The organism is Pseudomonas sp. MWU13-2862 (genome assembly GCF_023242495.1).
In the GTDB taxonomy this organism is placed as follows: domain Bacteria; phylum Pseudomonadota; class Gammaproteobacteria; order Pseudomonadales; family Pseudomonadaceae; genus Aquipseudomonas; species Aquipseudomonas gingeri_D.
In genome coordinates, this window is the sequence record NZ_JALMEZ010000008.1 from 71,056 (window position 1) to 86,346 (window position 15,291).

The 15,291-nt window shown below is 60.0% G+C and carries 12 protein-coding genes; 6 read left to right on the top strand and 6 right to left on the bottom strand.

Annotated elements, in window-relative coordinates; all coding sequences use genetic code 11:
* Positions 1-282: 282 nt before the first annotated feature.
* Both M5C56_RS15895 and M5C56_RS15900 read left to right on the top strand, forming a co-directional pair.
* Entirely contained in the window at positions 283-513 is a 231-nt protein-coding gene (locus M5C56_RS15895) for a VF530 family protein (protein WP_103494373.1), read from the top strand.
* 17 nt (positions 514-530) lie between these two features.
* Positions 531-1,184, top strand: coding sequence for a Pr6Pr family membrane protein (locus M5C56_RS15900; protein WP_103494372.1), 654 nt, complete (start codon positions 531-533; stop codon positions 1,182-1,184).
* Positions 1,185-1,318: 134 nt separating this feature from the next.
* On the opposite strand, the gene M5C56_RS15905 is transcribed toward M5C56_RS15900, so the two are convergent.
* On the bottom strand, positions 1,319-2,101 hold the full coding sequence (locus M5C56_RS15905) for a siderophore-interacting protein (RefSeq protein ID WP_103498374.1): 783 nt from the start codon (positions 2,099-2,101) through the stop codon (positions 1,319-1,321).
* Positions 2,098-2,688, bottom strand: coding sequence for a PadR family transcriptional regulator (locus tag M5C56_RS15910; protein ID WP_103498373.1), 591 nt, complete (start codon positions 2,686-2,688; stop codon positions 2,098-2,100). Before M5C56_RS15910 ends, M5C56_RS15905 begins: the two co-directional genes overlap by 4 nt.
* A 233-nt stretch (positions 2,689-2,921) precedes the next feature.
* Between M5C56_RS15910 and M5C56_RS15915 the strand changes: the two genes are divergently transcribed.
* Positions 2,922-3,443, top strand: coding sequence for a C40 family peptidase (locus M5C56_RS15915; protein ID WP_103498372.1), 522 nt, complete (start codon positions 2,922-2,924; stop codon positions 3,441-3,443).
* 16 nt (positions 3,444-3,459) lie between these two features.
* On the opposite strand, the gene M5C56_RS15920 is transcribed toward M5C56_RS15915, so the two are convergent.
* Both M5C56_RS15920 and M5C56_RS15925 read right to left on the bottom strand, forming a co-directional pair.
* Positions 3,460-6,561: a transglycosylase domain-containing protein gene (locus M5C56_RS15920; RefSeq protein WP_103498371.1), complete on the bottom strand. Its 3,102-nt coding sequence runs from the start codon at positions 6,559-6,561 to the stop codon at positions 3,460-3,462.
* A 146-nt stretch (positions 6,562-6,707) separates the two neighbouring features.
* Positions 6,708-7,832, bottom strand: a complete 1,125-nt coding sequence (locus tag M5C56_RS15925) for an OpgC domain-containing protein (RefSeq protein ID WP_103498370.1) — start codon at positions 7,830-7,832, stop codon at positions 6,708-6,710.
* 513 nt (positions 7,833-8,345) lie between these two features.
* Between M5C56_RS15925 and M5C56_RS15930 the strand changes: the two genes are divergently transcribed.
* The 3 genes from M5C56_RS15930 to M5C56_RS15940 are packed head-to-tail and all read left to right on the top strand — an operon-like array spanning position 8,346 to position 11,246.
* Positions 8,346-8,720: a GtrA family protein gene (locus tag M5C56_RS15930; RefSeq protein ID WP_247263212.1), complete on the top strand. Its 375-nt coding sequence runs from the start codon at positions 8,346-8,348 to the stop codon at positions 8,718-8,720.
* Positions 8,717-9,652 (top strand): glycosyltransferase family 2 protein, encoded by a 936-nt coding sequence (locus M5C56_RS15935; RefSeq protein ID WP_103498368.1) that lies wholly within the window; start codon positions 8,717-8,719, stop codon positions 9,650-9,652. The genes M5C56_RS15930 and M5C56_RS15935 overlap by 4 nt, the downstream gene beginning before the upstream one ends.
* Positions 9,653-9,680: 28 nt before the next feature.
* The gene (locus M5C56_RS15940; RefSeq protein WP_103498367.1) at positions 9,681-11,246 is read left to right on the top strand and encodes a glycosyltransferase family 39 protein; all 1,566 of its coding nucleotides are present in this window, start codon (positions 9,681-9,683) and stop codon (positions 11,244-11,246) included.
* A 39-nt stretch (positions 11,247-11,285) separates the two neighbouring features.
* On the opposite strand, the gene M5C56_RS15945 is transcribed toward M5C56_RS15940, so the two are convergent.
* On the bottom strand, positions 11,286-12,905 hold the full coding sequence (locus M5C56_RS15945; protein WP_103498366.1) for an FMN-binding glutamate synthase family protein: 1,620 nt from the start codon (positions 12,903-12,905) through the stop codon (positions 11,286-11,288).
* Positions 12,906-12,993: 88 nt separating this feature from the next.
* Positions 12,994-15,291, bottom strand: coding sequence for a glycoside hydrolase family 3 N-terminal domain-containing protein (locus M5C56_RS15950; RefSeq protein WP_103498365.1), 2,298 nt, complete (start codon positions 15,289-15,291; stop codon positions 12,994-12,996).

Genomic DNA, 15,291 nt, shown 5'->3' on the forward strand with positions numbered 1-15,291 from the left:
CGTGGGCACCTTTGGCGTACAGCTCGTAGAGTCAGGAAAACAAAACCCCAGGTGTTTCCGATTGCAGCGCTAGACTTGAAGCAGGAGGCGTTCTTGCGTTTGATCGCCAGCAAGCTGGCTCCTACAGGACTGTCGCTCGAGCGCAATTCGCGTGCTACATCAGAGTGGTCTTACAGTCATTTCAGATACGGGACGCCTTGTCTTCGCCCGTGGCTCTTCCCCCCGCCCCAAGGCTCGGCTAAGGTGCGCGGCTTCTTCCATTTCCTGACCTGAAGGCCTGGCATGACGGCATCGAACAACAACCCTTTGCACGGCGTGACCCTGGAGCAGATCCTCACGGCCCTGGTGACCCATTACGAATGGGAAGGGTTGGCGCAACGCATCGATATCCGTTGCTTCAAGAGTGACCCGAGCATCAAGTCGAGCCTGACGTTCCTGCGCAAGACCCCCTGGGCGCGGGAGAAGGTCGAGGCTCTCTATATCAAGCTGGCGCGTACCAAGCGCGAGCTGTGAATACGGAAAGCGCAGCGATGCATGGCGCAGTGCAAACCTCGGGCGGTTTGCGTCGGCTGCTGTTGCTGGGCGCGGCGTTCCTGGGCTGGGGCGGACTGGCGATCCAGCTCTATCTGCTGCTGATTTTTCGCTGGCAGGTGGAGGCCAGCCTGATCGGCGGGGTGGTGACCTTCTTCAGTTTTTTCACCGTGCTGACCAATACCCTGGCGGCGACGGTGCTGACCTGTGCGGTGACTTCGCGGGATTCAGCGGGCAGGCGCTGGTTTCTCAAACCGGCGGTGCAGACGGGGGTGACGGCGAGCATCGTGGTGGTCGGGCTGGCCTACAACCTGTTGTTGCGCCATCTGTGGCATCCCCAGGGGTTTCAGTGGTTGGCCGATGAGTTGATGCACGACGTGATGCCGGTGCTGTTTGTGGTCTATTGGTGGTGTTGCGTGAGGAAGGGCACTTTGCGGTTGTGGGATGGAGTGCCCTGGGCGATCTATCCCGTGGTCTATTTCGCTTATGTGCTGCTGCGCGGGCATCTGATCGGGGTGTACCCGTATCCCTTTTTTGATGTGGATAAGTTGGGTTATCCACAGGTGTTTATCAATGCCGGGCAGATTCTGCTGGGTTTTTTGTTGGTGTCGGGGGTGTTGATCGGGGTGGATCGGTGGCGGGGTGGCAGGTAGAGCTGTGGTGTCCGGGTTGACGCCTTCGCGGGCAAGCCCTGCTCCTACAGTTTCGCGGCGTCCGCTGACCTTGTGTACGACACAACCCTGTAGGAGCAGGGCTTGCCCGCGAAGAGGCCCTCCCTAGCGACGAATTACTCCTCGGCGCTGTCGTCCAGTTTCCAGTAGCCGACCGCCTTGAGGAATTCCTCGTTCAAACCATGGCTGCCCAGTAGCACCTTGCGGATCTTGCGCGACAGCGCCGCTTCGGTCGCCACCCAGGCATACAGGCTGCCTTCGGGGATATTCAGCTGTTCGACGGTGCGCAGCAGATCCTGCTCCGGCGCATCGCGTCGTACCCAGGTCACCTCGACCTGTGCCGGGCTCTGCAGCACCTGCTGTTCCCCGGCATTCTCCACCTCGATCACCACCCGAGCCCGTCGATTGGCCGCCAGCCCTTCCAGGCGCCGAGCAATGGCTGGCAACGCGGTTTCATCGCCGATCAGCAGGTAGCTGTCGAAGATATCCGGGACCACCATCGAACCCCGAGGGCCGCCGATATTGAGGAACTGACCGGGCGCCGCCTGGGCCGCCCAGGTCGCGGCGGGGCCGTCGCCGTGCAGCACGAAGTCGATATCCAGTTCGCCGCTTTCCAGGTCATAACGCCGTGGGGTGTAGTCACGCATGGCCGGCATCGGGCCGTTGTCCTTGGCCCCCAGCACCATCGTTTCCAGCGCGGCCTGTTCGGCGGCGTTCTGTGGGAAAAACACCTTTACATGGTCGTCCGTGCCCAGGCTGATAAAACCCGCCAGCTCCGGCCCGCCCAGGGTGATGCGGCGCATGCGCGGGGTGAGGTCGACGACCCGCAACACTTCCAGGCGGCGTCGTTTGATCTCGTGCATGACACGGTGAATCCCTTGTTGATTGACTGCATTCATTCCGGTTTCTCCGAGCAGGATGGAGCGGATGCTGGCCCATCGACGATGGCCTTGGCGGTGTTGTTCAGCAGGTCGCGAACCCGAAGGATTTCTTCCGGGCTCCAGCGACCGTTGTGCAGTTGCAGGGCGTGGCGCAGGTTGTGCACCGCCTCGTGGATTTCCAGCGGCCGTTCATGGCCGCGCAGCGAACGCTTGCTGACATCGATGCGCATGCGTACGCCATCGAGGGCCACGGCCTGTTCGATCAGGGACTGACGTCCGGCGTCGGTCACGCTGTAGCTCTTTTTCCCGGCAGCCGCGTCGCCGAGGATCATTTCGCTTTCTTCGAGGAAGGTCAGGGTCGGGTAGATCACGCCGGGGCTCGGGCTGTAGGCACCGTCGAACATGCCTTCGATCTGGCGGATCAGGTCGTAGCCGTGGCACGGCTGTTCGGCAATCAACGCCAGCAGCAACAGCTTCAGGTCGCCGGGGGCGAAGACCCGGGGGCCGCGGCCGCCGCGTTCGCGACCGGGGCGACGTTCGAAACCGTCATGGCCATCGCCGAATTCCCGGGGATGGTGACGATGGTGGGGATGTTCCTCTCTCATTTCTCTTTCTCCTGTCTAGTTAAGATATACCTTAAGATATATCTTAAACGCTCGGCAAGAAAAAGTGACGAACGGACGCGCGGCCCGTTTGTGCTTATACGTCTCTCAGGGGGTGCTTGTGTTTTCTGTGTCGACTTGGAGTTTTTCCCTACGCCAATTGGAGAAAAGCACTCTAAGCAAGGCTGGAACAGCTCTTTACCATGCCGTCTTGTGTCAAAAAGGCGGGATTTATCATGCCCAGTTTCTTGTTCGGCGCGCTGCTGTGGGTGTCACCGGGCCTGTTCCTGTCGGCTCACGCCACCCTCGATGTGGCGAAACCTGTTTCATCGGCCAAGGTCCTGAAGGGGCTGCGGCCCAAGGCCGCGCCAGCGCCCATCGACAATGTCGTGGGCCGTGCCCATGAGTTGATCGGCACGCCCTATCGGTGGGGCGGGATGTCGGTCAACGGCTTTGATTGCAGCGGCTTGCTGGTCTATCTGTTTCAGCAGGAAGCCGATATCAAGCTGCCGCGCACCACCGTTGCCATGCGCCGCTCCAACGCCAAGACCATCGAACGGAAAAACCTCAAGCCCGGCGATGCGGTGTTCTTCCGGCGCAATGGGCAGAACACCGTCAATCATGTCGGGCTCTATATTGGCGGAGACAAATTCATTCACTCGCCGCGCAGCGGCAAGACGGTACGCATCGATTCGCTGAGCAATAGCTACTGGAAAAAGAGCTACACCCTCGCCAAGCGATTTCACACGACCCGCTGAGGTTTTTCTCCTGTCGTCAGGGCGTTTGCGCGACCTTCTGTGCGGTGCACAAGGTGTTGCTGCCCGGTTGCAGGTAAGGCGTCAGGATCGGCGCCATGCCCTTGAGCACCTGTACCGGCAACGCCGAGGTGAACTTGAACGACTCGGCCGAGCGCCCCGGCACGAACGCGGTCAGGGTGCCGAAGTGATGATCGCCGATGTAGAACACAAAGGTCGCCGTGCGGTTGATCGACTTCGAACTCAAGACCCGCCCGCCGGCACCGATGGCTTCGATGCGGTTGTCGCCGGTACCGGTTTTCCCACCCATGGCCAGCGGTGTGCCGTCCGGCTGTTTGAAGCTGCCGGAAACCCGTCGTGCGGTGCCCGCATCCACCACTTGTGACAAGGCTTCGCGCAGGGCCGTGGCGACCTCTGACGGCATCACCCGTTTGCCTTTGTCCGGGTCGTTGACCAGGCGGGTTTCGTAAGGTGTACCGGCGGCGAAGTGCAGGCTGTCGATACGCAGGGTCGGCATGCGCACGCCGTCGTTGAGGATGATCCCCACCAGTTCGGCCAGCGCCGCCGGACGGTCGCCGGAACTGCCGATGGCGGTGGCCAGCGACGGTACCAGGTGATCGAAGGGGTAGCCGACCTGTTGCCAGCGCTGATGGATATCGAGGAAGGCTTCGATCTCCAGCATCACCCGGATCCGGCTGTCGCGGGCACTCTTGTGCTTGCTCTTGAACAGCCAGCCATAGACTTCCTGGCGTTCGAATTCGCTGGCGGCCACCACCTGGCTGAAGTGCGCCTGGGGGTTATTCAACAGGTAGCCGAGCAACCACAGGTCCAGCGGGTGAACCTTGGCGATAAAGCCTTGGTCGGGCAGGTCGAAGGTGCCGGGGCCGTAGGTCTTGTAGAGTTTGGCCAGGCGTTCGTCGGTGACTTTCTCGGTTTTCAGGTGGGCCCGGACAAAGGTATTGAAAACCGCTTGCGGAGCGTTCGGCAGCAGGTAGCGATGCACGGCGGCGAGGCGAATCGGCGTCGGGTGCATGCCGTCGAGGAAGGTGTCCAGGCGCTCCTGGGACGTCTTGTTCTGGTACTTCTTCCAAAAGCGCAGCATAAAGGCCGTGCCCTCGCGGTCGGCAAAGCGCGCCAGGTATTCCTGGCGACGTGGCTCGTTGTCGTCCTTGAGCAATTCGGCGCTGTTGTTCGGGCCCTGGTAGGTGCTGTAGCGCACCAGGTCGCGCATCAGGCGGATAAACGGCAGGTTGATCGACTCGCGCAGGGCTTCGCGCAAGGTCGGGCTGCGGCCGTTGTCTTCCTTGCGGAAGTTATGGAAGTGATGCAAACCGCCGCCGGTGAAGAAGCTTTCGCCGGGGTTGGCCGAGTATTGCCGGCTGAGGGCCGCGTCGAGCATTTTCGGCAAGGAGCGATCGCTGTTTTGCGCCAGGTAGTCCACCGCCCAGAGGGTGATCGGGTCCTGGGCGTCATTCGCCACTTTTTTCAGTTCGGCGGGTGACTGGTTGCCATAACGGTCGTGCAGTTCGGAAATGATCTGCAGGTAGCTGGTCAGCACCCTCAGTTTCGCGGTGGAGCCCAGTTCGAGCTTGCTGCCTTCGTTGATGTCGAAGGGCTGGTCGGTGCTGTCGGTCTGCACTCGCACCCGCGCGCTGTCGGGGGTGAGTTCGAAGAGGGTGAAGCTGTAGCGCACCTGTTGCGTGCTGGTGGGGGTCAGCAGGTGTTCGCCCAACAGTCCCAGGGACTTGGCGAACTCAGGGTCGGCCAGGCGCTTGAGGTAGTCGCTGGCCTGGCTTTGCAGGTCCGATTGCAAGGTGCTGGTGGCCGAGAGATCAAGGCGGTCGAGGTCGTAGAGTGGGCGGTCCAGCATGGCCGACAGGCGGCTGCGGGCCACGCTGATGCCCTTGTTCGACTCCACCGGCTGGATCGTCGGTTCCTGCTGCCAGTCGCGATAGGTCACTTTACTGGCCAGCGCGGCGGCCGCCAGGGGACCGTCGATCACCGCGTTCTGGGCCAGCAGGCGGATATGGCTGTCGGTCAGTTCGGCCAATTCGTCGCGGCCGCGGGCCAGGTAATGGGAGGGCCGGCGTTGGGCAATCATCAGCGACAGCACTTCACGCAGGGCCAGGCCGCGTTGGGACAGGCTCAGGGGATCGCTGGCCACGCTGTTCAGGCGGGCGTTGACCTGGGCGAAATCCGCGCCGTACCAGACCCGCAAGCCTTCCGCCATGCCATGCACTTCGCCATGCCCGGGCACGGCGGACAACGGCACGCTGTTGAGGTAGTCGCGGACCACATCCTTGCGCGCTTCCAGGGTTTGCGACCCGCCCTGGTAGGCGCGCACGCTGGCGGAAATCATCTGGCGGATTTTTTCACCGCCGGAGAGGGTCAGGCCGTCCGGCGAGTGCCGGTATTTTTCCAATTGGGTCGCCAGGGTGCTGCCGCCGGCGGTCTGGCCGCCCATGTGCAGGACCTTGGCAATCTGCGACAGCACCGCCTTGCCGAAGCGTGGCCAGTCCACGGCGGGGTTGGCCTGGGGCTGCTTCGGGTCGAGCAGGTCACGGTTCTCGATAAACAGCAGGCTATTGACCACCAACGGCGGAATGGCTTCGAAGCTGGCATAGAGTTGTTGTGGGTAGTCGTAATGGTAGACATCGCCCCCGCGGCAATCGGTGATCGAGAGTCCGGCCTGGATTTTCTCCTTGTATGGTACGAAAAAGCCTTCCTGGCTGTAGTCCAGCAGTGCCGGGGAGAAGCGGGCCTGGGCCTCGATCCGATAATTGCGTTTCAACAGGCGCGGCAGGAATTCACCGAGGGCGCTGTAGCCCAGACGCTTGTCGAAAGGCCCGTCGCCGGGATAGAGAATCGAGTCACTGGGCCCGGGCTCCAGCGAATAACCGAGGTCGGCGGCGAGACGGCTGAACTCCCGTGCCTGGATCTTGGAGCTGCGCATTTCCCGCGAGGCGGCAAACCCCAGCAATCCCAGGGCAATCAGCAGCACGAGCCAGAACAGCCGCCACCACAGCCTGCGCTTACGCGGTTTTTTCGGTAAAGGCGCTTCATCCTCCCTGTTGGCTGGCGCCACAGTGTTGCTCGAATCGGATTGCCATAAAGCGCCCATAGTCGATTCATCCATTCACGCAGATTGATCGCACTTGCCTGAAGCTTAGACGCTGCTTGGAGGCGGCGAAAAATATGTGAAGTGGGTCAGGTTTTTCTGGCAGGTCATCAGGGGGGCATGGCTGCTGTAATGACGAATGATTCGTATCAGGCGATCGCTACTGGCGCGGGCCGGCCCAGGCGCTTGTTGAGGTCCAGCCATCCCGCCAGCGCCGCCATCAACGCCACGCCCAGCAGTGCACTGAATACCCGCACCGGCCAGCCATCCCCAGCCTGGGCATTGAGCATGTCCGCCAGCGGCGCCAGCAGCACGCCAAAGCAGAACACCTCCAGCGAGTAACGGCCCATCCGGCAACTCTGCCGGGGCAGCCAGTGATTCAGCCAGCGTCCATTGGGCAACAGCTTCGAGACCACATAGGCCAGCGCCAGGAAATGCAGCAGGCGCGCCGGCGACAGATTGGTCTTGCTGATCGGGTAGAGCCACTCGCCCAACAGCTTGGGCATGAAGGCTTCGTGTATCTGCGGCCATTTCCATGACAAGGCGATCACCGCGCAGGCCAGCAGATAGGCCGCCGAGGTGACGAACAACGGCTGCCGCGACAGCGGGCGGAGTTCCGGGCGCTTTTCCCGCTGTCCATGGATCGCCGCCGCGCCACCGAGCACGAACAGCAGCTGCCAGGCCATGGGGTTGAAGAACCACACGCCACCCTCCTGGGCGGCCAGGTTCCACTGGAACCAGGGCGCCAGCAGGTACAGCAGCACCGACACCCCGACCACGTATTCGGCTTTGCGCAGCAGCATCGGCAGGATCAGCGGCAGGCCGAGCAGCAACAGGATATACAGCGGCAGGGGGTCCATCAGGTTGGGTTTGAAGCGCAGTAGCAGTTCGTCCACCAGCGCCTGTTGTGGGTGTGTGAGGAAGTACTGCAAGCCCATTTCCTGCACCAGGTCACGGGTTTCCACCTGGCTGTTGGCAAAGAACACGATGCCCATCAGCAACGCCAGCAGGAAGATATGCACCACATAAAGCACCCAGGCCCGGCGCAGGATGCGCACGCTGGCCACCAGAAAACCGTCGCGGCGGGCGATCTTGCCGTAGGCCAGTATCGCTGCGTAACCGGCGAGAAAGACAAAGATCTCCGCCGCGTCGCTGAAACCGAAATTGCGCACGGTGAGATTGGCGAGAGGGTTCTGCGGCACGTGATCCCAGAAAATGAAGATCAGCGCCAACCCGCGGAAAAAGTCGATGCGATGATCGCGTCCATTGGACATCACGGGAAAACTCTTGGGCGAATGTTGAATAGGGCTGTTATTGCTGTAAGAAATTGCATGCGCACAGCGGCGGCGTGCAGGTTGGCGTGAGTCGGAGGGAATTGCAAAGGCGGGGGTATTACTGAATGTCACAATTTTGTGTCGAGGGTTGCCTGCCAGCAGAGGTGTTTTTCAGACAGGCAGAGCAGGCGGGAAGGAGCTTCCTCATGCCGTTTCTTGGCGTCCATGTTTTTATGGCAACGGATATCCACGGGGCAGGAACTTGACACTAGAGTGTCCCGACAGACCTGCCTACTGTCAGAAATAACAGGTGTGTACGGGTCGGAAGTGGCGGCGCAGTGCTCAGGCCATAAGGGGACTCGCTTGTACCTGTGATTTCTGACAGTAGACAGACCTGTTGATGCGGCCTAGTGTTGAACTATCACCACGCTGGCGTTTCGTTGTACGTGGAAGCGCCCCTCGGCTCTTATCGGGCGGGTATTTCTTTCCGGCTGCGGAATCAAGGACATGGCCGTGTGTGTGTTGCCCAAGCATTTTTCGATCTACGTTTATATTGGCGTTCTTAATACGTTGATCCACTGGGGCGTCTTCCTGACGCTGCACAGCGTCCTGTCGGTTGGTCAGCTTGTCAGTAATGTCTGTGCCTTTGCAGTGGCAGCGACCTTCTCCTTTTATGCCAACTCGCGATATAACTTCAAGCGCGCTGCATCCTGGGCGCGCTATCTGTCGTTTATCGGTTTCATGGCTTTTTTGAGTCTGGCAATCGGCTGGCTTGGGGATGAGTTGGCCATGCCCGGCATCGTGACATTGTTCCTCTTTTCAGGCGTCAGCTTGGTGGTGGGCTACTTTTATGCCTGCTACGTGGTCTTTCGGAGCACGCCGACGTGAAAGTTTCCTTGGTGGTTCCGCTGTTCAATGAAGAGCAGACCATTGAGCTTTTTTACCAGACCGTCAGACAAGAGCCTGGATTGAATCATTACCAGGTCGAAATTGTTTTTATCAATGACGGCAGTTTAGATGCTACGGAAAACATCGCTCGTGCGTTGACACTGATGGATGACAATGTAGTGCTGGTCAATTTTTCACGAAACTTCGGTAAAGAGCCGGCGTTGTTCGCCGGCCTTGAGTTTGCCAGCGGTGAGGCGGTCATTCCCATCGATGTTGACCTGCAGGATCCGATCAAGGTCGTCCCCCGATTGCTCCAGGCCTGGCAAAACGGCGCTGATGTGGTGTTGGCCAAGCGCCGGGATCGTTCCAGTGACGGTTACCTGAAGCGTCACAGTGCCTCTCTCTTCTATCGTCTGCTCAAGCACATTGCCTACACCCACATTGAGGAAAATGTAGGTGACTTCCGCCTGATGGATCGTAAGGTGGTGGATGTCATCAAGGTTTTGCCGGAACAGCAGTTGTTCATGAAGGGCGTACTGTCGTGGGCCGGTTTCACGGTCGCCATTATTGAATACGACCGTGCATCCCGTGTCGGTGGCCGGAGCAAGTTCAATGCGTGGAAATTATGGAACCTGGCGCTCGAAGGGGTCACCTCGTTCAGTACCCTGCCGTTGCGCCTGTGGAGCTACATCGGCGGCGGGATCTCATTATTCGCGCTGCTGTATGCCGGGTACATGGTGATCGACAAACTACTCTTTGGTAACGAAGTACCAGGGTATCCATCACTGATGACGGCCATATTGTTTTTAGGCGGGATACAACTGATCGGAATCGGGATATTGGGCGAGTATGTGGGACGGATTTATATGGAGGCCAAGCATCGGCCCAGGTATGTGGTAAAGGACATTATTTCTACCCGACGGGAAAAATGACAGCCGTCGATCCGGGAGTGGGAGCGCAATGAGTGACGTCGCATCAACTGCCGTGACGGCCACGCGTTCACGCGCCATGGGGTGGTGGGTTGTCGCGATTATCGGCTTGTCGTCAGGGGTGCGCTTTTACTTGTTGACCCACGCCTCCATATGGTCTGACGAAGGTTTTAGCCTGGAGTTGATTGCCTATCCGCTGGCTGATATCTGGACGTTAAGCGGCCGCGATGTACATCCTCCGCTTTTTTATATGCTCCTGCATGGGCTGGTCGCACTGACCGACAGCAATGCGTTGATGTGGACGAGAGGTTTCAGTGCCGTGCTTGGCGTCGTCAACGTCGGGTTCGGCATTTGGCTGGTGCGGATGGTTTCAACACCGCGAGCGGCAATAACGGCGGGCTTGTTGCTGGCGTTGTTACCTATCGCGGTTCGCTACAGCCAGGATGTGCGCATGTATGCGCTGATGGGGGTCGAACTGACGGGCGCCACCCTTGCGCTGGTGTACTGGGTGCTCAAACCGCAAAAAAGCAGCTACCTGGTGATGTATGTTTTATTGATGGTGAGTGGACTTTATACCCATTATTTTTCGATTTTCTGCGCGTTTTCCCATTGGCTGTACCTGCTGTTGATCCGTCTGCCGGCTTATGGGCGGCATCGAGGCATAGAGAGGCCCCAGTGGTGGCTGGCGAACGGGGTGATTGTCCTGCTTTACTTGCCATGGTTGTCGAGTGTTTTTACCCAGTTGAACACCTTTGGCGTGGGTTGGATTCAGCCCGTTTCCGGTTATAGCCTGCCATCGGCGATATGGAAATTCTTGATCGTTAACGATGGGCGTGGTTGCAATTCGTTTATTTACTGGCTGGTACCGATCGTGTATGTGCTGACCGGAGCTATAGTGGTGTGGCAAGACCGCAGTCGGTACGCCGTGCAAACGCTGATTGTCATATGTGGTTTTTTAACGGTGATTGTCGTTTTTTTATTCTCTTTCTATATCCCTGTGTTTGTAGAGCGCTATTTGTTTTTTTCTGCGGTGATGATGCCTCTTCTTGTGGCGATAGCACTGGATAAGTTGCGTAATGGATGGGGGGTTGTCATCGCGGTGGGCGTATTGTCAGCGGTAGAGGTTTTTGGCTTGAGCCATGTTTATAGTCAACAGCATACAATGAACAACCCTTACCGGATGGCTGACGATAGGCTGGCTGAGCTGATGGAGGATTTTAACGTCCAGTCAATGAGTGGTGATGTATTGGTGGTGAGCGATGCCTATCTCTTTTACGCTGGGCATTTTTACAACGATAAACACCGGAAGCTGTTGTTGCACTTTTCGTCGTCATCAGGCCATCGGCCCATCGCGTCAGGCTTTTCTGCCCCGATGATGAAATATGGCGATGACACTTATGTTGAGTCTCTCGATCGTCTTGAAACGGCAACAGGTCGAGTATGGTGGCTGGACTACGCGTATAAAAAGCCGGGTGACGAGGTTGATCTTCCCCGTCGCTGGCATTCGATCACGCAAACAGTGATGGGCGATAATGTTCTGGGGTTGTATGAGATTTGTGGGAGTGTGCCAGGCGATAACCCCGTCAGGTGTGAATGAAGGCGCCTGGCTCTTGGCGGCCAGGCGCTTTTACTCTTTTTACGCGACGGCCATTTCATTGGGTTCGAAGCTATCGGCCCGCGCCATCTGCCACATACGTGAATAGAACTCGCCGTTCACCTCTCCAGTGAGCAATTCACCCGGCTTGAGGAACACATGCAACTGCGAGAACAGCTTGATCTCGGTCGCCGACATCCGCCGTACCAAGTGCTTGGCCTCCAACTGCGCGGGGTGATCGAGCCCCGCCGCCGCGAGCATTTCGGCCAGCGCCTTCAAGGTATTGCGGTGGAAGTTGAACACCCGCTGGGCCTTGTCCGGCACCACCAGGGCGCGTTGACGCAAGGTGTCCTGGGTCGCCACACCGGTCGGGCACTTGTTGGTATGGCAGCTCTGCGACTGGATGCAACCGATGGCGAACATGAAGCCCCGCGCCGAGTTGGCCCAGTCGGCGCCGATGGCCAGCACGCTGGCGATATCGAAGGCGCTGACGATCTTGCCGCTGGCGCCGAGCTTGATCTTGTCCCGCAGGTTCAGGCCCACCAGGGTGTTGTGGACGAACAGCAGGCCGTCGCGCATCGGTACGCCGATATGGTCGGTGAACTCCACCGGTGCCGCGCCGGTGCCGCCTTCCTTGCCGTCGACCACGATAAAGTCCGGGAGGATGCCGGTTTCCAGCATGGCCTTGGCAATGCCCATGAATTCCCACGGGTGGCCCAGGCAGAACTTGAAGCCCACCGGCTTGCCGCCGGACAGCTCACGCAACTGGGCGATGAAATGCATCATCTCGACCGGTGTGGAAAACGCACTGTGCCGTGATGGCGATACGCAGTCTTCGCCCATCATGATGCCGCGGGTTTCAGCGATTTCCTTGGTTACCTTGTGCTTGGGCAGGATGCCGCCATGGCCGGGCTTGGCGCCCTGGCTCATCTTGATTTCGATCATCCGCACCTGCGGGGTCTGGGCCTGGGCGGCGAAGCGTTCCGGGTCGAAGCGACCATCGGCGGTGCGGCAGCCGAAATAACCGCTGCCCAGTTCCCAGGTCAGGTCGCCGCCATTCTCGCGGTGGTAGGGGCTGATGCTGCCTTCGCCGGTATCATGGGCGAAGTTGCCGAGCTTGGCACCCTGGTTCAGGGCGCGGATGGCGTTGGCGCTCAGGGAGCCGAAGCTCATCGCCGAGATATTGAACACCGAGGCCGAGTACGGTTGCTTGCACTGCGGGCCGCCGACGATGACGCGAAAGCTGCTCGGGTCGCTCAGCGGCGCCGGGCGCATGGAGTGGCCGATAAATTCGAAACCGCCCTGGTACACGTCGATCAGGGTGCCGAAGGGCTTGTCGGCGCTTTCGTTCTTGGCCCGCGAATACACCAGCGAGCGTTGGGAACGGGAGAAGGGCAGGGCATCGCTGTCGGATTCCAGCAGGTACTGGCGGATTTCCGGGCGGATGCCTTCCACCAGGTAACGGATATTGCCCAGGATCGGGTAGTTGCGGCGTACCGCGTGGGGACTTTGCAGCAGGTCAAACAGGCCCAGCAGGCTCAGGCAGCCGGTCAGCAGGGTGAACGGCCACAGCCAGTCATACGCCAGGAACGGCAAGCTGGCGAGGGTGAAGATCACACAACCGGCAAAGAAGGCGTAGCGGCTCAGAAGGGACAGGCTCATACGGTTTCCTTTGGTTCGGACTCGTCGGGAGGTCTGGCATTCTGCACCTCTCGGGAAAGCGATACAAAGTGTGTCACCGAAATCCCTGTCACTCGTGGGGTGTGTTCGCGGGTGTGCGCAGCATGCGCGGGATAGCCGAGCCGAGGCCGACCACCCGGGCCAGGCGGGTCACTTCGAAGCTTGCCTGATTGTCGGTGGCGGAACTGCCCCCGATGTAGACGGTAAACGTACCAGGCTCCACCCGTCGCAGATAGTAGTTGTCCAGAAAGGCAAAGTCGTCCTTGTCGAGCAGGAAGTCCAGTGTACGGGCCTCGCCCGGCTTCAGTTTCACCCGGGTAAAGCCGCGCAGGGCGCGTACCGGGCGGGTCACGCTGGCGACATTGTCGCGCAGGTAGAGTTGCACAATTTCTTCACCCTCGCGCTCCCCGGTGTTATGGACCGTGACCTTGACTTGCAAGGTGTCATCGGCGGTCAGTCGGGTGCTGCTGAGCTGGGGTGGGTCGTAGGCGAAGCTCGTGTAGCTCAGTCCATGACCGAAGGGATAGAGCGGTTTCCAGGACTGGTCAATATAGGTCGATGTGTAGGGCTCTTCGTCACTTGGTGGTCGTCCGGTATTCTTGTGGCCGTAGTAGATGGGTACTTGTCCTACCGTGCGTGGAAAGGTGATGGGCAGTTTACCGCTGGGGTTGACGTCGCCGAACAGGACATCGGCCACGGCATTGCCCATTTCGCTGCCCAGGAACCAGGCCTCGAGAATCGCCGGGACCTGTGCATCCATCCTGGGAATGGCCAGCGGGCGACCGTTCACGAGGATGACCACCAAGGGCTTGCCGGTTTCGACCAGTTGGGCCAGCAGGGCATCCTGGGCCCCGGGTAAACCGAGGGAGGAGCGGCTGTGGGCTTCTCCGCTCATGTCCGCGTGCTCGCCGAGCACGGCAATCACCACATCGGCATCGGCGGCCGCTTGCTGCGCCTTGTCGATGCCTGAGAGGTCGGCGTCATCGGGCGACGCCCCCGGCAGGTAGACCACCCGCGTGGCGGGCGAAACCGCCTGTTTGATGCCTTGCAGAATACTGATCGATTCTTCGGCGCGCCCATCTCCTGACCAGGGGCCGAGGGTGGAGAGTCTGTCGTCGGCAAGCGCGCCTACCACCAGGAGTTTTGCCAGGTCCTTGTGCAAGGGCAACAAGGCCCCGTCGTTTTTCAACAGCACCATGGATTTCTGGGCGGCCTCCCTGGCCAGGGCGCGTGTTGAGGGGGTCAGCAGACTGGCTTTTTCACGATCTGCATTGCTGTAACGATAAGGATCCTCGAACAACCCAAGCCGTTGCTTGGCCTCCAGTACACGGCGTACGGCATCGTCCAGGGCACGTTGCGGGATTTGGCCGCTGCGCACCATGGCCGGTAACTCCTGGGCGTAGAGACCGCTGACCATATCGATATCCACCGTGGCCGCGAAGGCGAGCCTGACCGCCGCGGTCGGTGTGGCGGCGATACCGTGCTGCATCAGTTCCCGCACACCGGTGAAGTCGCTGACCACGATGCCGTTAAAGCCCCACTGCTCACGTAGCCTGTCCTTGAGCAAGGGACCATTGGCGTGCATGGGGACGCCGGCCAACTCGTTGAATCCAGGCATGATGGCGTCCACCCCGGCTTGCACGGCGGCGCGAAAGGGTGGGAGGTAGGTTTCGAGCAGGGTGCGTTCTGAGAGATCGCTGGTGTTGTAGTCTCGCCCGCCCTCGGCGGCACCGTAACCGACGAAATGCTTGGCGGTGCTCAGCAAGGTGGACGGGTCGGGTGGCCCGTTCCCGTGAAAGCCGCGCACCCGTGCAACGGCCAGTGCGGCACCGAGGAAGGGGTCTTCTCCGGCCCCTTCCACGACTCGTCCCCAACGGGGATCTCGGGCAATATCGACCATGGGGGCGTAGGTCCAGTGTACGCCGCTGGCACTGGCTTCAATGGCGGCGGCACGGGCGGTGCGTTGTGCCAGATCCGGGTCCCAGGCCGAGGCTTCGGCCAGCGGCACGGGGAAAATCGTGCGAAAACCATGGATCACATCGAATGTGAACAACAGGGGGATATGCAGGCGCGATTGTTCCACGGCCAGGCGTTGTAACTGGCGGGTGTCCCGCACGCCGTAGGCCCCGAGCAGGGAACCGACCCCGGGACTGCGTATCGCCTCTTCGCCGCCGTCTTCCACGACCGGGCCGGTGGGGTGTTTCTGTACGCCCAGTTGGGTGAGTTGCCCGGCTTTTTCTTCGAGTGTCATCTGCGTGAGCAATTGTTCAATAAACTGCTGCTTGTCGGACAACGACTCGGCCCGCGCATAAGCGCCCACGATGCAGGCTACTGACAGCGCTGCCAGGATCAAGCGAAAGAGACTCAT